Genomic DNA, 23,631 nt, shown 5'->3' with positions numbered 1-23,631 from the left:
AATTCTCCTATTCTTTTTGCTAGATAAAATTGTGTTTCATCTACTTCAAACCAGCTTTGAGGAATGGATTCAACTGTACTATAATTTTTTTTTGCCTGTTTCGAAATCTTTTAACTTAAATGAATTTGAATATGATCTGGATAATTTTCCAAAAAATGTCGCAAAGTAGTCAGATAGTCTAATAAATATATCCTCTTTAGAATCTAAATCCTCAGTAACTTCAATACTTGTAATATTTTTTGAAACTAAGAGTTCTTTGAAGACAGTACTCACTTTAGTTCCTTTATCAAAAGAAATTATTTTTTTATTTTTATAAACTTCCTCAACTATATCGATAATAGCATTACTTTCAAATGTATAATCCCACTTATATGTAGCTTTTGTATTAAATTTAACAATACCATTATCGACAAGAGAGTATAAATTTTTTCCTACTAACCATTCATTCCTTTTTAGTTCATGTTGTTTCAAAGAACAATTCATCTCGTAGATTGCTTTTTTTATTTTATAATCTTTTTGAGAATCTTTTCTACTAAACAAAACTTTACGTAATTTTTCATTGTAATGATTTTCGAAATACTTCGAAAAAGAATACCTAATTTCTCTATCATCATCAATCGGTTTATATTTTTTCGAAAAACGATCTATATCAACCTCAATACTATCATTTATGATATATTCAAATTTATTAAAAACTACAAGAAAAATATGGATTTCAAATTCTTCAATAAAATCAAGTAAATCTAAAAGAAATTTTGTAGCGTCCCCAGATAAATTCTTTAATCCATTTTTTTTAGTAAGTTGGAAAATTACCTTGCCTTTGGGTTCATCTTCTTGACAAGAAAAATATCTTTTTTCTAAATTATTTAATTTATTCTCTGCATCATCTAAACAAGATGTCTTAATCATTAGAAAGGATCTAACATATTCTCTAGACAAACCTTCGTTATCAATATTTATATTGTTTTCTTTGTTAGTAATACTCTTATCATGATTTGATTCATCAGAGTATATGTGAATTTTTTCTTCCATAATTATTTCCTTCTATTTCAAATCATTATAACTGAAAATTTTTAACAAAATTCAACCATTTTATAAATAACTTTATTAATTTTTATAATTTCTTCACTTATTACTTGCATAAAATCATTGAATTCAACCCTACTATTAAATTCAATAAACTCATAAAAATATTTTTCTGGAATTGAAAAGATGGAATCATCTACTCCTTCAATCTTATAATGAAAGATATTATTCCTTAAGACACTATCTTTGTCAAAATAAATTTCTTTAACCTCTACAATTTCCTTCAGCTGCTTTTGATACTTCTCATTTGGAAACTTGTTAATAATTTTTTTAACAGTGTTAACACTTACTAAATATGTTTGTAGTCTTGATCTATGGTATAATAAACCGCCACTTTGGAACACTAGTGGCAAAACATTGATAATAAAATTATTCTGGCAAAGAATATTAAATAATTGTAATTGATTTTCTATAGGTAAATCACCTTTTAGTATATTTCTACGTTTTTCATCAATTAGAAAGTAATCATTATAAGAAAAATTGAATTTCACCAATTCAATTTGGGAGTCCTTATCAATCATATTCGATTTAGCAAATGAGTCTATAATTGTATTTATAAATTGGGAAAGTAAATTAGAAAATTCAAAAACAACTTTTCGCGCTTCTGTTTCCCATACTCCAAGGGATTTATACCTTTCAAAATTAATTACGTCTGAGATATAAAGAAAAAGTTGACTCGTATTCCCATAAGGTAATTCGTTAATTGTAAAAACGCCAAAGTCACATTGCCCTAACATAGAAACGACTAATCTTTGAAAGATATTATAATCAGTTTTTAGTAACCGATATGTTTCTTCAGAATTCTTCTTAAGTTGTTTAGTTGCTTTGCCAATTCTCTGGTCACAATATAACTTCAAACCAATTCTACAATTTTTTAGAAACCTTACACAACTATAACCTTCTATATCAGGAATTTCTATTTTTATACCTTCTTTCGTAAATAAATCACACCAACCGAGACACACAGAAGACATAATAGGTAGAAAGGGAATAAAGATGTCATAATTATCAATAGTATCTTGAGAATTTACAATTGACTGTAAAACTTGTCTTAATTCTAAAGTCTCTTGCAACAAAATTGAATATGAAATTCTGTCTAGTTGAGATATTTCCATTCCCTCTACCTACCCACTCTCAATGGTTCAATGACCTCTTCGATGAGTTTGGTGTAGGCTTCTTTAATGTGTTTTTTGTAGCTGAGCGGGTTAAGGGCATCAGCTGTTTCTGCTTTGTAGTCTTTGTAGCGTTGGCTCTTGGCAAGCTGGCTTTCGCCTGATTGCTTCTTGGCACCCTTACGATAGTGTTGAACATAGTAACGAAGTTCATCGAGTCCGACATACCATTCTCTGGCAAAGCGTTTGAGATAGTCGTCGATAATGGCTTCAATCATAGTGTCTAAGACACCAGTGATAGATTGTCCTTGGTAATCTTTAGGATTGGCTTGGACTTCTTTCCATAGGTTTCGGATAATTTTGGCTAGTTTAGGATTGGTACGTTCCAGACTCTGAATATGGTTATCAACCGTTTCGATATCCTTGTCACTGAGAGCCTGTGGACTATCCTCTTCCTGCTGAATCATACTTTGAATCAAGGTCAGGATGTAAGCATAGTTAATTTCGTCGACTTGGACCGATTCCAGTTCGTAGTGGATATCAAAGAGATTATCATCACCATCGTCTTCGGCTCGACTTTTGAGCTCTGCTAGGATATTTTGATAGATTCCTAGATAGGTTTCGAGATTTTCATCTGATAGGCCTGTCTCCGCATAGATAGCCGCTTCATCGCATTCACTATAGACACGGATAGATGCCAGATACTTGTCAAAGGTTTGGTAAGCCTTGGCAATGCGACGGAGTTGTGGGCTAGAGGCCTGCTCAATCGTAATGACATAGTTTTCCACATCTTCCACTTTTACTTGAAAGTCTATCCAGGCTTGGATGAAGTTAGCTTTTTCTTCTGCCCAGTCTGGGGCAGTGACATCATTTTCACCACCGTTTGAGTAGAGTTTAAGGGCATTATCCACAGCCTCTTTAAAGGCCTCTGGCCTTTGGAAGGTGATGATATGGCCATAACGCTTTTTACTGTCAAAGATGCGGTTGGTACGACTAAAGGCTTGAATCAAATCCTGTGGACGCATGGGCTTACGGTCGATGAAGAGAGTGGATAGACAGGGGGCATCAAAACCGGTCAAAAGACGGTCAACGACGATGACCAAATCCAACTGCTCATTGCGAGGAATGTATTTGTCTAACTTTCTTGCTAACCGATTATTGATATCCGTGTTAAAACCACGCAAATCAGCCATATTAAAATGGGTCCCATACTCCTGATTGTAGTCGTCCATGACCTGTTTCATGTGGTCTTGGTAGGCGATAGACTCTTCTTCATTTTCCGACACAGAGTAGGTGACCGTCACCTTTGGAAAGTCGGGTAGCACGCGCTTAACTCGCTCTGACACCTTGACACGTTCCTGTCCTGCCTTGATACTCTTGAGAAGATTGTAATAGGCCTGTGCCTGTGGAATGGACTTAACGGTTAAGATAGCCTCATAGGTCTTGCCCACACCATTTGGGAAGCCCAACTGTTGATAACTTTTGTTTAGGATAGCATCCAGTACTTCCAGCATGTGTTCTTTATCTTCATAGACAGAGTCAGGAAGATCTTTTTCAGGAATCGGCGAAATAATGGTATTCCAATAATCCACCTTAAAGCCCAGAACTGCCCCGTCATGGATGGCTTCTTTGACCGTATACTCATGAAGGCGTTCGCCATATTGTTGGTGGGTGGTTTGTGCCAAATCACCTAATTGCTTGCGTTTATTTTCCTTGAAAATCGGTGTACCTGTAAAGCCATACCAGAGCGAATTGTGGAAAAAGCCTTTGATGTCTTTTTGGGTCTGAGGCGTAACCGCGCGGTGACACTCATCCACAACGAAAGCTACACGGAGGTCCTTGATTTTTTCCGAATCCTTTTGGTATTTACCTTCTTGGAACTTGCGCATCATGGTTGTGATTTTCTGGATAGTCGTCACAATCACACGCTTATCGTTTCCAGCCAAACGCTTGACCAAGTCATGGGTATTGTCCGTTTCGTCGATATCGATAACATCATTGGCAGCGTAGGAAAGAAAGGATGACGTCGTCTGCTGGTCAAGGTCCCTACGGTCGACGACAAAAATTGTCTTTTGAATGGCTGGAATCTGCAAGAGGTTGCGAGCCACCTTGTAGGACGTTAGGGTCTTACCAGAACCCGTGGTATGCCAGATATAGCCTGATTCTTGACGACGAGAGGCATCCTGAACAGACTCGATAGCATGAATTTGATAGGGACGTAAGAGGATGAGGGCTTTTTTACTATCATCAATAACAGAGTACTGCATCACCATCTGATGGGCACGTGGGATAGACAGGACTTCATGGGCGAAGTCCATGAGACTGGTCATAGGTTTATTATCTTTATCCACCCAAGATGTCAAGAATTGTTTATTGAGTTTATCTTCTCGTGCAGCTGCGATATAGCGTGTGTCTACTTTATTCGTCACAACAAACATCTGAAGGGCCGAATAAATGCCCCGGAACTTGCCTTCACGGTCATACTTTTTGATTTGATGAAAGGCATCCAAAAAGGCCACACGAGGACTTTTGAGCTCGATATGGATAAGAGGAAGACCATTGATCATCAGCGTCGTATCTAAACGACGGTCCTGATCTTGTGGATAAGCCTTGCCACGTTCTACTTGATTGATCACTTCGTAACTAGATTTTCCTGCAGCGATATTATCACGCCAGATGACAGAAAGTCGGATAGTCCCAAGGCTAGCATCTTCACGCTGTACCTCGACTTTGGCAATACCATTTTCACCTGCCAACCACTTGGCAGCTTCATAATAGTTAACGAAGTTAAGCTGGTTCTTGATTTGGTGCTTCTCCTGCTCAGTCAAGGGATGGTCAGCAAGGAGGGCAACGTTATTTTGCGCTAACTTCTCAAAAAAGTTATCCCATAATTGACCTTCATTTTTTAAGTCTGGGCGATAGGTCCACTGGCTCTCACCAGAGGTTAATTGCTCGATTAATTGACGTTCTATCTCAAGTTCTGGAGTAACTGCTGGCATGACTTATCCTTTCAACATTGTCGTAATCCCTTACATTATAGCATTTTCACATTTTCTTTCATAGTTTTTGGAAAGTTCAAGCAAAAAAACACAGCTTGGTTCCATGTTTTTATCTTCTATTTACTCTTCCCTATGAATCGTAAACCCTGTGGCTTGTTGGTTAGCCATGATGGTCATATCTGAAATCTGAACACGTCGTGGTTGCTTGGTGACATATAGGACCGCCTCCGCAATATCTTGGGCTTGGAGGGCTTCCAAACCTTGATAGACTTTGGCTGCCTTGTCCTTGTCACCGTGAAAGCGAACTTGAGAAAAGTCCGTCTCAACAATACCTGGCTGAATGGTTGTCACCTTGATATCTGTGGCGATGGTATCGATACGTAGCCCATCACTGAAAGTCTTGACAGCGGCCTTGGTTGCTGAATAAACAGCGGCGCCTGCATAAGCATAGATGCCTGCTGTAGAGCCCATATTGATGATATGGCCCTCATTGGCAGCTACCATATTTGGCAAAATCTGACGTGTCACCATCATCAAGCCCTTGACATTGGTGTCGAGCATGGTCAGCAGGTCCCACTCTTCGTAGTCTTGGTAAGCTGTTAGGCCTAGTGCCAGGCCTGCATTATTGACTAAGACATGGACTTGCCCCACACTTTTGAGAATGGCTTGGCAAACATCCTTGACAATGTCCATATCGGTAACATCCAATGTAAAGGTCCAAACTTTTTGGCCTGGATAGGTGGTTTGGAGCTCTTCTTTCAAGGCTTCTAAGCGCTCCACACGGCGACCTGTCAAGATGAGGTTAGCCCCCTCTCTGGCAAAAGCACACGCCGTAGCTTCGCCAATGCCTGAAGTTGCTCCTATAATAAGTACGTTTTTTGGCATGATATCCTCCATTTCAATGATTCCGCTGCCCTAATCGTTGTTGGTCAATTCACTCAATTTCTTGATATAATCAGGAAGTTCTAGCTTGGGGATACTAGATTTCTTGTTTCCAGATTTCCAAAATATCCAGAGTAACTGGTTGAAACCGTCTTGAAGAAACTTTTTTGTTGGTCAGTAAGATTGCCAAATTCTTGTAACAACTGACCTAGTTTAGGGAGAGTTTTTATCCCAAAATCGTCTAGACTTTCAATTCCAGAATCAAGAATGGTATTAAAGAATAAATCATAGACTTGCTTGAGTTGTTGATTTGGCAAGACTTCAATCCATTCATGGAAAGACCCTTCCAAGCGTTGACTCATCTCTGTGGACTGATCCACATAGATAAATTTCCTAAAACGCCTCGACCTGACCATAGATTCAGCTAGTTCAACCCGTTTCTTAGTCACCATGAAGCTGTAGTCTAGATTCAGGTCTTTCTCCTCGCATAATCATGTAAATTGAGGGTATTCTGTAAATCACTTGCTGTGAACCATTTTTCATAGGCCAGGTAACCAATTTCATTCATACAACCTTATCCAAGATATTGAGAGGTTCTTGATCAAAGGTAAGCTCCTTCACCTGTTCAAGATAATCGATTAAATTGGGCATGGTAAACTCCTTGAAAGTCTTTCTTACTTTGATTTTACTAGAATTTTCACAAAATTGTTAGTGAAAAATGTGATATGATAAGAGAGATTATTTATTAAGAAAAGGAAACTTATGACTATTTCACGATTTTACCGTATCTTACTAGCTCTTTGTGGACTTGTGGGAGTCTCTATCCAAATCCATGACGATGGTTGGGGTATGCTGCTCTACTACACCGTTTTGTCCAATATTCTGGCCTTCTCTAGTTTGATTTTCTTTATCATCCATGACTTCAAAAAAGGAGATGCTACAACTAATATCAAACTCCTGCGCTACAAGGGTGGCATAGCCATGGCCATCCTCATCACAGGAGTTATTTATCACATCCTGCTAGCACCTATTACAGAACCTGAAAAATACTGGACAATACGGAATTTCTTGGTTCATTATATTGTACCTTGGGGCTTGGTAATTGATACTCTCATTTTCGATGCTAAGAAAGCCTTTCGTCTGCGCGAACCACTTTACTGGACTCTATTCCCACTGTCTTACTTCGCCTTTGCCCTTCTAAACGGACTGGTTCTAAAACTGTCAATTCCAGGTGCCAAAGATAGTCCTTTCGCCTACTTCTTTATTAATGTCAATAAATTTGGTTGGAATAAGGTCATGATAAACGTCCTGGTCATCAGTGCTGGCTACATTGCTGTTGGCTATCTCTTATTCCTCTTGAAAAAATTTATCGGTCGTAAACCGGCATAAAATACAAACTGAGCTCCAAAAGGAACTCAGTTTTTCTATTTCAATAATCCTAATCTATCAAAAGCCTTATAGAGGCCATCAACATCAAAAAAATAAGCTTTGACATGATATTACCTCAAATATTTTTTCCTTATTATAGCCTTATAGTGATTTCAGAGCTACTATTATCCTTATACAAACTGATACTATCCTAAGATTGATTGTATTCTTCTCAATCCAAAGCATTGCTATTTCGCATGAAAGAAGTTATCATGAAAATATGAACGATTTAAAAACATTACTGAATCATTTGCCCTATAAACTAGCAGCCTATGATGCTACAGGAAACTTTCTCTATGACAATGGTGGGGCTGACGGTAGCTTCTTTCCCCGTGAGCCTGAAAATTTGCCCGATTGGATTCTGTCTGAGATTTTGGCTTCTCCTAACAAAGAAATGAGTTATCAAATTCCCACAGATAGTTTTGATCAAATCCTTATCCAGACCTATCAGGCTGCTCTCGATAAAGAAGGAAATGTCCTTGGATTTTGGGAAACCATTTATGATTTGAAACAACCTCTCAAGACTTATCTGGATAGCTCTGCTCAAGCTCTAGTAGCTTGGTCTGATGCCACTAGTGGTGCTAGTTTTAAGGAAAAATCTGACAAATAAGGCTAAAAATCCTTCTTAAATAAACGAAATATTCACTTAATTCACAACTAATCCCCTAGTAACACCTTCATTAAATCAGTTTGAGCTAGTATCACTAAACTTTAAAAAAATAAGTTACTGTAGTAATATATCTCACATAATTTATATGCCGAGTGTTTTGCATTTTTACGCTATTTAGTGTTTTGCATTTTTACGCTATTTAATGTAGAATGGGAAGCGATGAGAAGAAGAATAAAAATAAGTTACTGTAGTAATATATCTCACATAATTTATATGCCGAGTGTTTTGCATTTTTACGCTATTTAGTGTTTTGCATTTTTACGCTATTTAATGTAGAATGGGAAGCGATGAGAAGAAGAATTAAACCGATCGTTGTTTACGTGTTTCTAGCTCTTTTAGGATTAGCATTAGTGATTGCAAACACTCACAATACGTCTAAACAGCAGGCGCATCTCGAGAAAGTGAAATCAGCTATTCCTTCTACTACTACACCAAAAACAACAACCAGTAGTACATCTGACAGTTCCGATGAGGAGCTGATACTCAATCCCATTATCGACCTTTCGGGTTGGCAACTTCCTCAAGATATAGACTACGATGTCTTGTCAAATTATATTTCTGGTGCTATCATCCGCGTCTTTGGTGGTTCACAGATTAGTAAGGATAGTAATGCCGCCAGCTCAAATGGAGTTGACAAATCTTTTAAAACACATATCAAAGAACTCAAAAAACGTGACGTTCCCGTTGCCGTCTATTCCTACGCCCAAGGTACTTCTGTCAAAGAGATGAAGGAAGAAGCTCGTATTTTCTACAATAATGCTTCTCCATACAAACCTACCTATTACTGGATTGACGTTGAAGAGGAGACTATGTCTAACATGGAGGAAGGTGTCCAAGCCTTTCGTGCTGAACTCAAACGTCTAGGAGCTGAGAAAATTGGCCTCTATATTGGTGCCTATTTCATGCTTGAGCAAGAAGTTTCAACCAAAAACTTCGATGCCGTTTGGATTCCAGCCTATGGTACCGACTCGGGCTATTATGAGGCTTTGCCAAATACTGAAATCGACTATGATCTTCACCAGTATACGTCACAAGGAAGGCTTCCTGGTTTCGACAATACCCTAGATCTTAATCAAATCAACCCTGAGAAAAACAAGCGTAAAACCTTTGAAAAACTCTTTGGAAAGATTAAGAAGAAATCAACTAAAAATAAGAAAACTACTTCGACAAGTTCAACTAGCTCAGCAACTGTAACCAGCTCATCTCGTTCCTCAAAGTCGTATACTAGTGAGTAAAAACCAGTGTTTCAGACACTGGTTTTCTTCTTGCCCAAATTGACTTAGGCGTGTTTGGACAAATGTGTTATAATGGAAAGTAGAAATGTACAACTTTGAAAAGGAGATAAGTAATGGCTAAAAAAAGCAAAGTCAAGAAAACTTTGGTCGACCAAATTCTTGATAAGGCTAAAATAGACCATGATAGCTTATCCTTCAACGGTTTAGAAGGAGAGCTTCCAGAGAATGTGGCGCGTGAGAGCATCTATAAAACCCTTGCCCTTAAAGGGGATAAGACAGGACCAGTCATTGGTATTATCCCTATCACTGAGCATCTATCCGAAAAGAAATTAGCTAAAATTTCAGGCAACAAGAAAGTTCAAATGATTCCACAAAAGGATCTCCAAAAAACAACTGGCTATGTACACGGGGCCAACAATCCTGTGGGAATTCGTCAAAAACACAATTTTCCCATTTATATCGATCAGTCTGCCCAGGAAGCAGGTTTTCTTATTGTCTCAGCTGGAGAGATTGGGCGTTCTATCCGCATCAACAGTCAAGAACTTGCTGATTTCGTTAATGCCGAGTTTGCTGATATTAAGGAGTAATCATGAGACTATATTTTGTACGCCACGGTAAAACTCAATGGAATTTGGAAGGACGCCTCCAAGGTTCCAAGGGAGACTCCCCCCTTCTTAAAGAATCTATTGAGCAAGTCAGTGAGCTTGGCCATTACCTCAGTGATACTCATTTCGACTTGGTCTTATCAAGTGACTTACCACGCGCTAAAAAAACGACTGAACTCATCATGGAGTCTCAAAAAACTAAAGCTAACATTACCTATACCAAGGATCTGCGTGAGTGGCAATTGGGGAAACTAGAGGGACAAAAACTTTCTATCATTCAAGCGATCTATCCCAAAGAAATGGATGCCTTTCGTCATAACCTGGCCAACTTCCGTGCCAACAACTTTCAAGCGGAGTCCGTCTATCACACAACCAAACGTGTAGCTGACTTAGTCCGAACACTGAAAGATAGTAGTATGAAGAACGTCCTCCTCGTCGGACATGGAGCTAATCTAACAGCTTCTATTCGTAGTCTACTTGGCTTTGAACCTGGTCTTCTTCGTAAAACCGGTGGTCTTGACAATGCATCTGTCACAATTCTCGAGACAGATGATTGTGAGCACTTCACTCTCAAATCTTGGAATGACACATCCTATAGGACTCAAGTCAACAAAATTAGCTAAGTCATCATCTTATATCGTGAAATAAGCGGTCCTTAACAGGATCGCTTATTTTGCATGAAAAAACCCATAAAACTATTACTTTTTAGGGCTACTTGGCAATTGTTTCCGACTCGGTTCATCTTTGACAATTCTATGAACATGTTCCCAATAGTTATCAGAAAACCCTCTTTGCTTTTCTTCAGCATTAAGATGGTCCGCCAAGGCATAATAGGAATCTCAGGCAACACACTTCATCTGCTCCGCATCTCTAACACCCACAAAGAGATCACCACATTTATCGTTGAGCTCTTCTACCTATTTTCTAAAAGCATCACGCTCAGTACTTAGTGCTTCAATATCATATTTTAAGTTATCTGTTCCCACCATTTCACTTCCCCCTTTATCACATTCTAGACAATAAAACGGCCTCGTTAGGCCGTTTTTTTATTTTCCATACTTCATACGAAGAATTTTTTCCTGGTTAGCATCCAAACGAAGGAGAATAACCACCTTATCAATACTCATATTGCTCTCAAGAAGACGTTCAGCTGCCATCATAAGACCATTGTTAATACCCAGTTGAAGAACTGGATTTTCTTTATCGTTAATATCAAAGATAAATTTGTTATTTGGAAGGTCGAAAAGGACTTTCACAGCTCCAAAGAGTTGCTCGAAACTATCTATTTCCAAGTCAAAGACTGGTTTCGTACCTGGTTTAAGACTACGTCCACGGTGGTTAAACCACATAGAATGCCAGCCACTGTTAAAGGCACCCATAACGTCATTGTCGTATGAATCTCCGACGTAGAGAGTCGTCGATGGATTCATATCAAATTGTTCAGCAGCAAGATTGAAAATTTCCTTTTCAGGCTTTTGGAATCCTGTCGCCTGACTGACGATGACACGTTTGGGATCCACGTAATCGTATAATCCTAACTTCTTGACTTTCTTAAGCTGATGCTCTGTTGGTCCATTAGTAATAATCCCCATACGAACATTTTTTTCTTTGAGGAAATCAAGGGTCATGCGCATTTCATCAAGCATAGTAATGTTTTCCAACTCATGCTCGTAAACCTCTTGGAAATGGTTCCCCATTTCTTCATCGATTTCATGGTAACCAAACTCCAAAAGTGTCTCTTTACAGCGCCAAAAACGGAAATATTCGGTTGTCCACTCACCGGTCATTACACGTGGAAAACCGATGTCAGAATAGTGGCGGAAACGAATGTAGGCTTGATTCATGTTACTCATATCAAAGTCAGGGAAACATTTTTCCATGGCAATACGATAAGGTGCCTGTTGGTCGTAAATAGTATCGTCAACGTCAAAAACAATAGAAGTAATCATCTGTCCGTTCTTTCTTATATCGCTCTCTTGCCAGAGACTTAGCAAACTAGAATGTCCGATAACTAAACTGATGAAGCAGTCATCCCCTAAGCCTAAGTCTTGCAAAAGTTGCTTTAAGTCAACTGTCTATAAGCAGTCATGCATATCTGTTTTTTGATCAGCATGAAATGCCCAAACATTTTTATTATACCGTTTTTGCCCTCTTATTTCAATTTTTGACCAAAATTGGGAAAATATTATTCATGATTTCCAGTATTTCAGATAGAAAAAAGGTTTGAAACATGACATTCCAAACCTTAGGGATTTTTTTATCATCAGATGATTATTTAATTTCTTTAAAAGTCATTTTCTGTTTCACTTCATCCTGACCACCTTTGTCAACCTAGTAATAGAAATCTTTTGATGTGAAATGGTCGCCATAAGTAAAGACCTTATTGTACTGCCATTGTGACAATTGATCATCCTCTTTTTTACCGAGAGTCAAAGTTGTTTTTGTCACATTATATTCCCATTTAGCTATTTGGTCACTATAAGCTTTGTCAAAATCAGTCTGGCTCTTAGCGGCATTAACCACTGTCGTACAGTCCTGACTCACTAGTGCCTTGTTACCACCCTTTTGGAAGGCACACGCATGACACGATTGTTGCCCTCACCATTTAAAGAACTTGAATATTGGTAAACCTTACCAGGTACAACACTATCCAAATGATGTGACCCCCAGTAATGAAGACACTGAAACCAGTTCCCGTAACCAAAAGGCAAGCAAGTACAACACTAATAATGATATTTCTCTTTGACATGATTGGCCTCTCTCTATTCGTCACCAGTTAGATCAGAGGAATTTGCCTCTGAGTCTGTTTCAGTATGACTTGAAGAACTTGATGATGAACTTGAACTCATGCGTGTTTCTGTTTGAGAATCATCACTTGATGAAGCTTTTAATTCAGATGATGTTTTAGTGCTTGATGATGAACTTTCTTTTTCTTTATAGACATCAACGTTGAAGGCACACTTATCACCCTTGTAAGTTACCTTAATTTGGGCATATTTTGCCTTGACAAGCCCTGACATTTTACCCCCATTGTTAAGGGTGTCGTAAATCTTTTTAGCGAGTGCTCTGGCATTGGCTTCAGTTCTGGCACCATCTTTAGGACCATTAGCAATATGTTCATCTTTAGCAGTTTCACCTTGATGGTAAAGCGCTGTTCTTTCATTGTCCTTCTTAGCGTCAGCATTCAGACCATTCTTATCATCTACATGTGAGAAGAATTTCCATTCAGGTCTACCTGAGCGTTTTTGTTGATAAATATTTGAAACTTCTTCCTGAACCTTGTCTTGGAAAGCATCCTCAGTCAATTCTTTTTCTTTAGAAGTATCTGTACTTGCTTTACTTTCACTGCTGCTTGCTGTTGAGCTTGATGTAGAAGATGTAGAAGAACTTGTTGAACTTGATGAAGCGTCTTTAGATTCTGATGATGAAGAAGATGACTCCTTACTTTCTTTAGAATCTTTATCTTTATCTATATTATTGTTGTTATTGGTATTAGAGATTATGAAATGCTGTTATCAGAATTATCTGGAGCGTAAATCATTGTATTTTTAGAGTGGTTATCAGATACAAAAGTAGTATTATTGATAATCACTCGGTTATTATCGCCATAATAGTTGCTGATAACAATCTTAGAATGTGCACAACGGTGACCATTACCTGTCACATGATAACCTGCTGGTACATCACCATCACGTTTTAGAATAAGGAAATCACCAGAAAAGATAAGATTAATATTCTGAATATTGTTATCGTAGGCTAATTTTTCAATAGAGATTTCCGTCGCTTGAGAGATCTCCCACATGGTATCTCCCCATTGAATCACATATTGTTGACCATCTAACTGTTGTGGATTGATGTTCTGAGTTATCAAATTATTTGTAATTTGTTGCGGTGTGCTGGCAATCTAGTTTGTAATATCTGCAGCGTAGGCACTTGTTTGATTTTGATAAAAGCTATCTGCTAACACAAATATCGTAGATAGCCCAATAGGCGCTAGTAAAGCGCCAAGCATCATGGCTTTACCAACATAATTTTTCTTTTTCATTGTGTATTCTCCTTAATTTCACACTAATCTTAACTAGCCCCTTTATTTATCTGACATTTAGTCATTTGTCCTATCTTTAGAGGATGATTTATGATACAATATTAACGACTATTTTATGGAGGACTAACATGTCAAATCAACACATGGAAGAATTAAACGATCAACAGATTGTCCGTCGTGAAAAAATGGCGGCCTTGGCTGAACAAGGAATCGATCCTTTTGGTAAGCGATTTGAACGCACAGCTACATCTGGTCAATTAAAAGAAAAATACGCTGATAAAACAAAGGAAGAATTGCACGAAATCAATGAAACTGCTACTATCGCAGGCCGTTTGATGACTAAGCGTGGTAAAGGTAAAGTTGGCTTTGCTCACATCCAAGATCGCGATGGTCAAATCCAAATCTATGTGCGTAAAGATGCTGTCGGTGAAGAAAACTACAAAATCTTCAAGAAAGCTGACCTTGGTGACTTCCTCGGTGTCGAAGGTGAAGTCATGCGTACAGATATGGGAGAACTCTCTATCAAGGCTACTCATATCACGCACTTGTCTAAAGCCCTTCGTCCATTGCCTGAGAAATTCCACGGACTTTCAGACATTGAAACGATTTACCGTAAACGTTACCTTGATTTGATTTCTAATCGTGAAAGCTTTGACCGCTTTGTCACACGTTCAAAAATCATCTCTGAAATCCGTCGCTATCTCGATTCTCAAGGCTTCCTTGAAGTAGAAACTCCTGTTCTTCACAACGAAGCTGGTGGTGCTGCTGCTAAACCTTTCATCACTCACCACAACGCTCAGAATATGGATATGGTACTTCGTATTGCAACTGAGCTTCACCTCAAACGCCTCATCGTTGGTGGTATGGAACGTGTCTACGAAATCGGACGTATCTTCCGTAACGAAGGCATGGATGCCACTCACAACCCTGAATTCACAACTATCGAAGTTTACCAAGCTTATGCTGACTTCCATGATATCATGAACTTGACTGAAGGTATCATACAACATACTACTAAAGCCGTTAAAGGTGACGGACCTATCAACTATCAAGGAACTGAAATCAAGATTAACGAACCATTCAAACGCATCCACATGGTTGACGCTATCAAGGAAATCACCGGTGTTGACTTCTGGCAAGATATGACTTTAGAAGAAGCTAAAGCTATCGCTGCTGAAAAGAATGTTCCAGTTGAAGAACACTACACTGAGGTTGGTCACATCATCAACGCCTTCTTCGAAGAATTCGTTGAAGAAACTTTGATTCAACCAACATTCGTTTACGGTCACCCAGTTGCTGTATCACCACTAGCTAAGAAAAACCCAGAAGACCCACGCTTCACTGATCGTTTCGAACTCTTCATCATGACTAAAGAGTACGGAAACGCCTTCACCGAATTGAACGACCCAATCGATCAATTGTCACGTTTCGAATCACAAGCTGCTGCTAAAGAACTCGGTGATGACGAAGCAACAGGTATCGACTACGACTACATCGAAGCTCTCGAATACGGTATGCCACCAACAGGTGGACTCGGAATCGGTATCGACCGCCTCTGCATGCTTCTTACTGATACAACAACAATTCGTGATATCTTGTTGTTCCCAACGATGAAATAAGACGTCTCAGAAACGTTGTCATATCAACGTTTCTAGAGAGTAATTGGTACAACTTACCAAAAATTTACCACAACTTATACAAGTAGTTGTAAAAACTTATAACGACTTACAGCTTCTCTTGGATTATTCCAAGGGAAGCATTTTTAGTTTCTGTGCAGCAAAAAATGACAGCAGAATTTCTACTGTCATTTATGTATTTCCGAAAAAGATATATTTTCTGGAAATAAATATCAAAGTCCATTGAAAGAGACTTTTTTGAAATAGTCCATTTTTACGGAAACTATCTGTTCAACAAAAAGAAGCAGCCATGTTAAACATTAACTGCCTCAAGGAAATTATGAAAAAGAAAAAATTTAGGATTGTTTATAGTATATAAATGGGACCTTAAATTCATCTTAACCAACTTTTTGAGTTGTACGTTGACCGACATATTGAAACGTCCTGACATTCTTATTATCAGCTTCCAAGGTAACTTGAAATTGGAAATAATGGTCTCGTCCATCAACCGACTTTTCTTTGTTGAGTTTGAAGTAATTTTTATGAGAGAGTGCCATGGAAAGCAGGATATCATCAATGATAAAAGTCAAGGGTGTTCCATCAGCTGAGTAACGGTAAAAATCTTCTTCAAACTTGATATAACTCTCTGAAAAATAGTCTATCTGTAACTTATCTTTGTAAAGTTCTTTCCTATTCATCATCTACTCCTCCTTCCACTAGGTGAATGGCTAAAATATGTTTGACCTCGATAAGATGATATTTATCCCTTGATTTGACCACAATCTCATCTTTTGATAGTTCTGTCACCTGTCCTTGATAGGTGACTTTTTGCTTGTCTGCTTTGACGATGAATTGCCCTTTAAGTTGTCCTGCATAGAGTTGTGAGATAAGGGTCAGCTTATCCAGTAAGTTAAGTTCTTCTGAAAAGATTACCTTATGCTTTTCCTCATCTAATGATGTGGTGTGTTCAGATAGGAAAAAGCCCATCCATTTCATCATACCACGGTCTTGATGGTCTCTAGCAGATTGAAAAGGCAAATAGCTTCTATCTATCATTAGCTTAGTCCTTCCAATCCACCTGCTGAATGTCCACCGACTAGCTTGCTTCTGGCAATAACCCGTGAACCTTCTGATAAGGCATTTGCTTTCAAAACCGAGGTAAATCCAAATTGTTGTCTGATGGTATCAATGGCTGATTGGAGCCTTTCTTCTTTTTCGATTTGTTCCACATCATCAAAAAGGGATAATAGCCCGAATGATTCGTCTACTAACTGAGAATAATAGACGCTAATACTTCTAACTGCCCCTGAACTATACTTCTTATGAAAGAGGGCTAGCACATGGTTCTTCAAGGTTACCGTTTGATTGGTTGGTTCAACCTTCATCTGAGCATGAATACTCTTCTTGCCTTCACTCCGAGAATAACCTACGCCAATAGAGACACAAGTCGTCTTCTTGCCTACTTTTCTGAGACGGACGGCTACCTGCTCTGCCATTTCCGAAAGGACTATCTCAATCTCCTTTTGTCTAAAATAGTCCCTTGGTAATACCTGAGAATTGCCTATACCATTAGATTTTGGTTTATAAGGTTTATGGACGTTACTTTCGTCAATACCATTGGCATGAAAGAACAGGTCAACACCATTGACTCCTAAATGAGCCTTGAGGACATTAGGGTTACTATTGGCTAGTTCTTTGATAGACATAATCCCCAGAGCATTGAGACGTTTTTTCATACGACTGCCAATTCCCCAAAAGTCTGTCATTTCCTGAATACCCCAGACCTTGGTTTCTACGTCTTCATAAGACCAATTGGCACGCATGGTTTTAGTCTTCTTGGCTTCATTATCCAACGCCAGCTTAGCCAAAAGTGGGTTACTGTTGGACATACCTACCGTTGAATAAACTCCTGTTTGCCTGAAAATATCATGTTGAATCTTACTTGAAATCACATCCAGCTTTTCTTTTCTGGACAAGTTTTTATCAGGAATAAAGTAGTTTAGAGAGCCTGTCAGGTCAATAAATCCCTCATCAATGGAATAAGGAAGAATATCTTCTGGACTGCCATAATTTTGTAGAATACGTTGGATTTTTAGGTTCTTTTCAATATATAAGCTCATTCTTGGTGGGACAATAAAGGTCACCTTTGCCCATTCTTCAATGAATTTGACATATTCAGGTGTCATTTTAATCCCTTGACGTTTGGCATTATAGTAAGAAAACTTTCTGGTATGAATGTCAAAGGGTAAGTCATAAACCCTTCCAACATTCTGCTTACCAAAGACCTTTTTGAACATAGGTGACGAGGCAAGAATTAAGCCGTTTGAATTATCCGCTCTGCTCATGACGCAAAGAGAGGTTTTCAACGGATGCAGTCCACGCTCTACACATTCAACACTAGCATAGAAGGATTTCATATCCACAAAAGCTATATCACTTTTAGGTTCTCGTGAATAATCAAAGTAGCCCATAGTTAGTCCTCCAAAGGCATGAAGTGACCGACAATCTTTCCTATCACTCGTGGATTCTCATCAAATGGCGCAAACTTATCAGGGTAATCCTTATTGATTGACACTAAGCGGAGCCCTTCTTCTTCTCGATAGACTTTCTTGATGTAGGTCTGTGAATCCCAAACAACAGCATAAACTGCCCCATCATAATCGAAGTCTGTTTCTCTGATAAGAGCTACTTCTCCGTTTTGATAAGTGGGTTCCATTGAATTTCCATCAACCCAAGAGGCAAAATCATGTGGCAACTCTTCATTGTAATAAACCACGTCATAGTCCAGGTCACCATAAACAGAAGCACCAACACCTGCAGAAAGTTTCTCGTAAACACGATACTCTGAACGCTTCTCTGCAATGCTGATAACCTTCTGTGACGATACCAGGTCACGAACATAGGTAATGGCCTTCTCTTGGTTTGGTTCTGTCAGCTGCTTATAGAGGGATGAAATTTCATCTTCACTCAAATAGCCTTCTGGAACCTTTAAGACTTTTTCCAACTTAGCAATATTGGCTTTAGTAGGCTTTGACAAGCCTTTTTCCCACTTGAAGTAAGCCTGCTTTGAAACACCGATGAGCTCAGCCAATTCTTGTTGCTCTAAGCCTAGTTCTTGTCGTTTTTGTTTTAATTTGTCAGGTTGATACATAACTACCTCTTTTCTAATAGGAGTATTGTTTTTGCTCTTGATTTAGCTTGCTTTGCGGTCAACATATCTGTACGCCAGGCGTAACCTACTGATTGTCCAAAATCATATTCTAACCAAGTATCAATATCATCTTCTTGCTCTAATTCCTTGCGAAAGCTATTTTCTAGCAACTCGGGAAACTCTGTACTTGCCACAAAATAACACTCTCTCAGGCGATTCAGAACTTTAGCAAGAACATCCTCTTCCACCGCTCGGTACTCGTCTTCAATCTCAGTATGGAGTTCCTCAAAAAGACTGAGAACAGACTTGCTTTGACCCGTTTGATATTGATAAATAGCTGAGCTAATCTCTTGATTGTCTAGTTTCAAACGATAGCGAAATAAATCTTGTAATCGAAATTTCAAGGCATCCGCTGATACGGATAGCTCTGTCATTACTCGCTTGAAACTATCCAAGCGATAATAAATTTTTGACAGTAGGACAATATCGGGCATGAGAATATAAGCAGAGAAAATATTGGCTTGGCTTTCTTCAATAGTATCTTTTTGTAAACTGCTTACCTGAATGTCCCAAGATATAGTGACCTAGTTCATGACACTTGCTGAAGTTCTGCTTTACTTGCGGGTTCTGACTTTCATATGAGATTGAAATACCATCCTCATCAATCATAGTAAGTCCTTCAATCTTCCGATTGGTAAAGTGATGCTCCATTACCTTTATACCGAATTTCTGGATGCAATCATCAAAATAGTAATGAAAGTGATAATTCAAGGGTGACACCTGATTATCCTTCATAAATTGATATAGTTGTTCTCTTGCAATTTGGATTACTTTTGTATAAACGTTTTTCACAGAACACTTCCTCACAAATTTATCGGTCAACTATTCGGTTGACTAGAATTATATAAAAAAAGCAGACGATTGTCCACTGAAAATTAGTTTAACAAATAACACATTTGTCTTGCAACCAGATTGAAACCCTATCATTAACACGTTTGTAACACGATTACTGTAAAATAAAATCAATCTAGGAGGAAACCTTTATAAAAAGATTACTTAGCCTTATTACCCTTGTTTTTACTACTATCGTCCTGGTCGCTTGCTCAAGTAAACCTAATATGGACGGAGAATACTATGAAATCGGAGATTACGGAACTGACCTGGTCATCATCATTAAAGGTGACAAAGGAACGGTTGATGCCGAAGGTTCAACCAGCAGCATGACCATTGATACTGATACACAAACTTTTGAAATCTCAGGATTCGTCAATCCAACGGTCAAATTTGAATACAAAGATGATGTTATCACTGCAAATATCACTGGTTCCGAACGCCAGTACTTCAAGAAAGGTAGTGAGGCATATAAAGAAGAACTTAAAAAGTTTAATGGTAACGGAAGAAGAATAGAAAAAGGCTCAGAGAAAGTTCTCTGAGCTTATTCTACAGTGTTCTTACTATCTACATTAAAGGCGTATCTCCTCTTTTCCTCGTTGAAGTTTACTACAAATATCTTATCTAACGCTTTGTAGCGTTCATTATAGTCTATGACACCTGCAGAATTTAAAAATCCCGTTGCAATCCTAGTTTTTTCTTCTTTGGTGTCATTTCGTGAATAGTTATAAATAATCAACTCTGAATTTCCTTGTATCAAGTTTTGAGCAATAGATTGCCACCAATATCTGTCACTATCGCCAATTGAGTGTCCAAAAACAATAAATAATTCCGCCTCATCTAAATATTTTTTATAGTTTCTGTCATTTTCTGCCCAGTAAGGTTTTAAAAAATATTTGACATAGTCTTGAACTTCCTTGTTGGTATATAAATCGCCCTTATAATTGCTAATAATCTGCCCAGGATTATCGAACCCAAATAACATTGAACGCGGAGTATGTTGGTAACCGTGTGGGTGGAAAATTCGAGTAACTAATTGTGTATATATTTCTTGTTTTGTACCATCAAAAGCAAGCTGTGGGTGGAAATTATTAGGGGAATTTTTATAACCGTGTGGATCAAAATTTTTTTTATCAAGAGTGATATAGTTATCAAATAAAGGAGTATAATTAAAGTTAATAAACGTAAAATCAATAATATTGTGATGAGAAATTTTTAACTTAAATTGCAGTTTTTCCCTTTCCTTTTTAGTTAAATCACCAATAAATGACTGCATCGTATTTAGTGGTAAACTCTCTCTTCCTCCAAATTCGGGTGCTTTGAATATTTTTCCTAACTTATCGACTTTTGATAATAATTCAGAAGTAACAATTGTATTCAGAAAATCTGTAAAACAATTTTGAAGTTCCGACAAAGCACTGATATACTGCTCATTATCAAAAATCTCTTCCTTGGTTTCATATTCTCTTTTTATTATTTCCTTAATTGTATTTTCAAAATCTGACCAGCTCTCTTTTCCAAGTTCTTTATCGCCTTTCATTTTTTGGATAATAACATTATTCTGGACTTTAGCTGCATACTTCCAGTTTAAAAAATTATAAAAAGAAGGATATGAGGTGTCTATGGTTGATTTAAAATGTTTTAGTATTTGAATATCAAACCCATTTCCAACTAAAACTACAATTTTGTTTTCTTTGTCACCACTCAATTTTTCCACTATTTTTACCCCACAAACTCATCCAAACTTACTTCAAAAAACTTAGCCAACTGAATAGCTGTGCCCAATAACATATCGGTTTCACCATTTTCCCAACGGCTGATACTGCGGACAGTAGTTCCGATTTCTTTTGCCAGTTCCGCACGAACCATTCCACGCTGTTGTCTAAGTTCTTTAAGTCTCATTTTTTATCCTCATCAAAAAGTTTTTTACGCTCTTTCATGAATTCAATCAGCTCATCACGAAAGATTACCTTTTCTTCCTCTGTTAATCCATCGGAAGCCATACGGAACAATACTTCGACATTTGATAAATCAATGTCGTCTTTTTGTCCTTCTAATAGATAATCCGTAGTTACTCCGTAAAATTTAGCAATTTTTGATAGTTTTTCTGGTGTTGGGGTAACTTTTCCATTTTCCCAACGAGCATAACTCTGTTGAGTAATGCCTAGAGAATCTGCCACTTTGGCTTGAGTTAAATTCTTTTGTTGACGTAATTCTTTTAAGCGATATGGTAATGTCATTTTCTGTTCCTCAAAATATTTAAGTTTTTTACAAAAAACTCTTGACATTACATCACATATGATGTAAACTACAAGTACATCAAGGTTGATGTATCTGATTTCAAAAAAATTTAGTTCTTCTTTTGGAATCACTAATGTTCATTGCAAATTAAATAAAAAGTGCGTCTGACAACCAGAGGACTGACCATCAAACTACACTAAACTTCGTACCTTTATTGTATCTTGTTTGAAAAAGAAAGTCAAGTCCGTTTGTGGTTGAAGTTGAGATAGTAAAACAATTCTAAAAAAATTGTGGGCTCACACGCATTTCGGACTTTCGCACTTTTCCGAATAGTAAAGTGAACTGGCTTCGCCAAAGGGCGTAAGAGAATCGTGACAGGCATGACAATGACTACCTGGATGATTGGCTGGGAAAGCGATGGTAATTGACGCAAAGCACCTTGCTAAACGTTGCCACCGTGAAAGGTTTGTCTAGTTCCTAGATAGGTCTTTCAACCAAATAACTCTTTTTCAAACGGACTACTTCTCTTTATTTTACGGGAGTAGTCTATCTCAAGCTACTGGCTTATTCTAGTAGCTTTTGTTTTTACAATGAAGAAAGGAGGCATTTATGACCTCATATTTTGAACAATGTTTAGAGCGTCACTATCAAAATTATCTCTTTACGCATAAGATATACGCTAACAGCCTAGACTTACAGGCAAGTCTCTTTAGCTCTGCCAAAGAAGAAATTGATACGCTCGTCAAGAAATTCAAGGCAACTGGCTATCCGCTTGCTGAATTGACTTATTATAGTCAAATCTACAAAAACAAAATCAATCGCTTTTACTTTGCTCAAGTCAGCCCTGTTATGTGCTGATTTTTTATTACTCAAATATAGAAACGGAGAATACTTATGATACCTGAAACACTTGCTATGATACCTGAATTTATTGGAACTGCTTATTATGAAAAACTTGGTCATGCCCCACGTACCGTCTTTGGTAAAGAAGGCAAATACCAACGTCATGTCCTGAACAATCAAGAACATGGTTCTTTCCATGTCATCACTCCTGCAACTAACACCGTCTTTGATGAGGATACGCTTGTCAAAGTGGTCAACCCTATTTTCTTCCCAGACCGTGCGGTCAACGGCTCAAACGTTGCGCCTACTCTCAATGTCTTTGCGGAAAAACTCGAAATCGTCAAATAAGAAAGGAACTCAAAAATTATGGCTAAAACTGGATTGAACTTCGGAGAAAAACTCCAAATTGTTGATAAAAGCTACCGTGTCATCACTGATGCTCTAAAACTCGATGAGGTCTTTGGGAAACTGACCTTCCGCTCCTTCGAAGGAGCTGAACTCATCTATGAAGCAGACCGTAACCAGCGTAATGAAGACGGCACCTACGTCCAAGTTCCGACTGGTGAAATTCGTGGTATCACCGTTGGGATTCACTCAGCTAACCAACACGAAACACTCTTCTTCACTATCGTGGATATGTCTGAACAACAGCTCAATGACCTTGGGCTCAATTATCGTGAGGAAGTGGAACTCACTGATATTGTTGTGACCTACTCTGCTATCGGTCGAAACGACAACTACCGTCTCTACGCTTCTGCTATCAAGAAAAAAGGGACACAAACTACTCCAAAATCTGAACCAAAAGCAGAAAATAAAAAATGATGCTA

At 38.1% G+C, this 23,631-nt stretch carries 25 protein-coding genes and 3 pseudogenes; 10 read left to right on the top strand and 18 right to left on the bottom strand.

Annotation, left to right across the window (positions count from 1 at the left end):
• Nucleotides 1-78: 78 nt before the first annotated feature.
• From NSQ85_RS09685 to NSQ85_RS09665, 5 genes are all read right to left on the bottom strand, one after another.
• Nucleotides 79-1,032: a hypothetical protein gene (locus tag NSQ85_RS09685; protein ID WP_340781750.1), complete on the bottom strand. Its 954-nt coding sequence runs from the start codon at nucleotides 1,030-1,032 to the stop codon at nucleotides 79-81.
• A 41-nt stretch (nucleotides 1,033-1,073) separates the two neighbouring features.
• Entirely contained in the window at nucleotides 1,074-2,201 is a 1,128-nt protein-coding gene (locus NSQ85_RS09680; RefSeq protein WP_179974416.1) for a hypothetical protein, read from the bottom strand.
• Between the two features lie 5 nt (nucleotides 2,202-2,206).
• Entirely contained in the window at nucleotides 2,207-5,197 is a 2,991-nt protein-coding gene (locus NSQ85_RS09675; protein WP_340781749.1) for a type I restriction endonuclease subunit R, read from the bottom strand.
• Between the two features lie 120 nt (nucleotides 5,198-5,317).
• Nucleotides 5,318-6,082 (bottom strand): SDR family NAD(P)-dependent oxidoreductase, encoded by a 765-nt coding sequence (locus NSQ85_RS09670; protein ID WP_179974414.1) that lies wholly within the window; start codon nucleotides 6,080-6,082, stop codon nucleotides 5,318-5,320.
• An 80-nt stretch (nucleotides 6,083-6,162) separates the two neighbouring features.
• Nucleotides 6,163-6,459, bottom strand: coding sequence for a hypothetical protein (locus tag NSQ85_RS09665; protein ID WP_340781746.1), 297 nt, complete (start codon nucleotides 6,457-6,459; stop codon nucleotides 6,163-6,165).
• 382 nt (nucleotides 6,460-6,841) lie between these two features.
• On the opposite strand from NSQ85_RS09665, the gene NSQ85_RS09660 reads away from it, so the two are divergent.
• From NSQ85_RS09660 to NSQ85_RS09640, 5 genes are all read left to right on the top strand, one after another.
• Nucleotides 6,842-7,468 (top strand): Pr6Pr family membrane protein, encoded by a 627-nt coding sequence (locus tag NSQ85_RS09660; protein ID WP_100273414.1) that lies wholly within the window; start codon nucleotides 6,842-6,844, stop codon nucleotides 7,466-7,468.
• Nucleotides 7,469-7,727: 259 nt separating this feature from the next.
• On the top strand, nucleotides 7,728-8,117 hold the full coding sequence (locus NSQ85_RS09655) for a sodium transporter (RefSeq protein ID WP_179974413.1): 390 nt from the start codon (nucleotides 7,728-7,730) through the stop codon (nucleotides 8,115-8,117).
• 347 nt (nucleotides 8,118-8,464) lie between these two features.
• Entirely contained in the window at nucleotides 8,465-9,412 is a 948-nt protein-coding gene (locus tag NSQ85_RS09650) for a glycoside hydrolase family 25 protein (RefSeq protein ID WP_179974412.1), read from the top strand.
• A 113-nt stretch (nucleotides 9,413-9,525) separates the two neighbouring features.
• A complete protein-coding gene (locus tag NSQ85_RS09645) occupies nucleotides 9,526-9,999 on the top strand; it encodes an aminoacyl-tRNA deacylase (protein WP_100273416.1) in 474 nt (157 codons plus the stop codon).
• A gap of 2 nt (nucleotides 10,000-10,001) precedes the next feature.
• Nucleotides 10,002-10,640 carry a histidine phosphatase family protein gene (locus NSQ85_RS09640; RefSeq protein ID WP_100273417.1) on the top strand — a complete coding sequence of 213 codons (639 nt, stop codon included), beginning with the start codon at nucleotides 10,002-10,004 and terminating at the stop codon, nucleotides 10,638-10,640.
• A gap of 423 nt (nucleotides 10,641-11,063) precedes the next feature.
• On the opposite strand, the gene NSQ85_RS09635 is transcribed toward NSQ85_RS09640, so the two are convergent.
• The 3 genes and pseudogenes from NSQ85_RS09635 to NSQ85_RS09625 all read right to left on the bottom strand — a co-directional run bounded on the left by NSQ85_RS09635 (nucleotide 11,064) and on the right by NSQ85_RS09625 (nucleotide 14,062).
• Nucleotides 11,064-11,966 carry an HAD family hydrolase gene (locus tag NSQ85_RS09635; RefSeq protein ID WP_179974411.1) on the bottom strand — a complete coding sequence of 301 codons (903 nt, stop codon included), beginning with the start codon at nucleotides 11,964-11,966 and terminating at the stop codon, nucleotides 11,064-11,066.
• A 382-nt stretch (nucleotides 11,967-12,348) separates the two neighbouring features.
• Nucleotides 12,349-12,766, bottom strand: a pseudogene (locus NSQ85_RS09630) (hypothetical protein).
• 13 nt (nucleotides 12,767-12,779) lie between these two features.
• Nucleotides 12,780-14,062 (bottom strand): annotated as a pseudogene (locus tag NSQ85_RS09625) (LysM peptidoglycan-binding domain-containing protein).
• Between the two features lie 128 nt (nucleotides 14,063-14,190).
• Here NSQ85_RS09625 and lysS point away from each other — a divergent pair.
• Nucleotides 14,191-15,681 (top strand): lysine--tRNA ligase, encoded by a 1,491-nt coding sequence (gene lysS / locus NSQ85_RS09620; protein WP_179974410.1) that lies wholly within the window; start codon nucleotides 14,191-14,193, stop codon nucleotides 15,679-15,681.
• 395 nt (nucleotides 15,682-16,076) lie between these two features.
• On the opposite strand, the gene NSQ85_RS09615 is transcribed toward lysS, so the two are convergent.
• The 7 genes and pseudogenes from NSQ85_RS09615 to NSQ85_RS09585 form a co-directional block, all read right to left on the bottom strand.
• Nucleotides 16,077-16,376 (bottom strand): DUF5960 family protein, encoded by a 300-nt coding sequence (locus tag NSQ85_RS09615; protein WP_100273739.1) that lies wholly within the window; start codon nucleotides 16,374-16,376, stop codon nucleotides 16,077-16,079.
• Complete coding sequence (locus tag NSQ85_RS09610) at nucleotides 16,369-16,734, bottom strand: hypothetical protein (RefSeq protein WP_100273720.1); 366 nt, start codon at nucleotides 16,732-16,734, stop codon at nucleotides 16,369-16,371. Before NSQ85_RS09610 ends, NSQ85_RS09615 begins: the two co-directional genes overlap by 8 nt.
• Nucleotides 16,734-18,149: a Y-family DNA polymerase gene (locus NSQ85_RS09605; protein ID WP_179974409.1), complete on the bottom strand. Its 1,416-nt coding sequence runs from the start codon at nucleotides 18,147-18,149 to the stop codon at nucleotides 16,734-16,736. The genes NSQ85_RS09610 and NSQ85_RS09605 overlap by 1 nt, the downstream gene beginning before the upstream one ends.
• A gap of 2 nt (nucleotides 18,150-18,151) precedes the next feature.
• Nucleotides 18,152-18,829 carry an XRE family transcriptional regulator gene (locus tag NSQ85_RS09600; RefSeq protein WP_179974408.1) on the bottom strand — a complete coding sequence of 226 codons (678 nt, stop codon included), beginning with the start codon at nucleotides 18,827-18,829 and terminating at the stop codon, nucleotides 18,152-18,154.
• Nucleotides 18,830-18,831: 2 nt separating this feature from the next.
• The gene (locus NSQ85_RS09595) at nucleotides 18,832-19,263 is read right to left on the bottom strand and encodes a hypothetical protein (RefSeq protein WP_232087364.1); all 432 of its coding nucleotides are present in this window, start codon (nucleotides 19,261-19,263) and stop codon (nucleotides 18,832-18,834) included.
• Between the two features lie 15 nt (nucleotides 19,264-19,278).
• Nucleotides 19,279-19,323: pseudogene (locus tag NSQ85_RS09590) on the bottom strand (hypothetical protein); the annotation flags it as partial.
• Between the two features lie 37 nt (nucleotides 19,324-19,360).
• On the bottom strand, nucleotides 19,361-19,681 hold the full coding sequence (locus NSQ85_RS09585) for an ImmA/IrrE family metallo-endopeptidase (protein ID WP_232087363.1): 321 nt from the start codon (nucleotides 19,679-19,681) through the stop codon (nucleotides 19,361-19,363).
• A gap of 266 nt (nucleotides 19,682-19,947) precedes the next feature.
• Between NSQ85_RS09585 and NSQ85_RS09580 the strand changes: the two genes are divergently transcribed.
• On the top strand, nucleotides 19,948-20,262 hold the full coding sequence (locus NSQ85_RS09580) for a hypothetical protein (RefSeq protein ID WP_232087362.1): 315 nt from the start codon (nucleotides 19,948-19,950) through the stop codon (nucleotides 20,260-20,262).
• Nucleotides 20,263-20,264: 2 nt separating this feature from the next.
• On the opposite strand, the gene NSQ85_RS09575 is transcribed toward NSQ85_RS09580, so the two are convergent.
• From NSQ85_RS09575 to NSQ85_RS09565, 3 genes are read right to left on the bottom strand one after another with little or no spacing between them, the layout of a single operon-like run.
• Nucleotides 20,265-21,437 carry an AbiH family protein gene (locus NSQ85_RS09575; protein ID WP_179974407.1) on the bottom strand — a complete coding sequence of 391 codons (1,173 nt, stop codon included), beginning with the start codon at nucleotides 21,435-21,437 and terminating at the stop codon, nucleotides 20,265-20,267.
• Between the two features lie 5 nt (nucleotides 21,438-21,442).
• Nucleotides 21,443-21,622, bottom strand: coding sequence for a helix-turn-helix domain-containing protein (locus NSQ85_RS09570; RefSeq protein WP_179974406.1), 180 nt, complete (start codon nucleotides 21,620-21,622; stop codon nucleotides 21,443-21,445).
• Nucleotides 21,619-21,960 (bottom strand): helix-turn-helix domain-containing protein, encoded by a 342-nt coding sequence (locus NSQ85_RS09565; RefSeq protein ID WP_179974521.1) that lies wholly within the window; start codon nucleotides 21,958-21,960, stop codon nucleotides 21,619-21,621. Before NSQ85_RS09565 ends, NSQ85_RS09570 begins: the two co-directional genes overlap by 4 nt.
• A 610-nt stretch (nucleotides 21,961-22,570) precedes the next feature.
• Here NSQ85_RS09565 and NSQ85_RS09560 point away from each other — a divergent pair.
• The 3 genes from NSQ85_RS09560 to NSQ85_RS09550 are packed head-to-tail and all read left to right on the top strand — an operon-like array spanning nucleotide 22,571 to nucleotide 23,626.
• The gene (locus tag NSQ85_RS09560) at nucleotides 22,571-22,819 is read left to right on the top strand and encodes a hypothetical protein (protein ID WP_179973157.1); all 249 of its coding nucleotides are present in this window, start codon (nucleotides 22,571-22,573) and stop codon (nucleotides 22,817-22,819) included.
• 36 nt (nucleotides 22,820-22,855) lie between these two features.
• Nucleotides 22,856-23,152 (top strand): cytoplasmic protein, encoded by a 297-nt coding sequence (locus NSQ85_RS09555; RefSeq protein ID WP_179974405.1) that lies wholly within the window; start codon nucleotides 22,856-22,858, stop codon nucleotides 23,150-23,152.
• A gap of 18 nt (nucleotides 23,153-23,170) precedes the next feature.
• Nucleotides 23,171-23,626 (top strand): conjugal transfer protein, encoded by a 456-nt coding sequence (locus NSQ85_RS09550; RefSeq protein ID WP_179974404.1) that lies wholly within the window; start codon nucleotides 23,171-23,173, stop codon nucleotides 23,624-23,626.
• Nucleotides 23,627-23,631: the final 5 nt, after the last annotated feature.

This window comes from Streptococcus sp. FSL L8-0526, from assembly GCF_038007145.1.
Taxonomy (GTDB): Bacteria; Bacillota; Bacilli; order Lactobacillales; family Streptococcaceae; genus Streptococcus; species Streptococcus thermophilus.
This window is presented reverse-complemented; position numbering and strand designations above follow the sequence as displayed.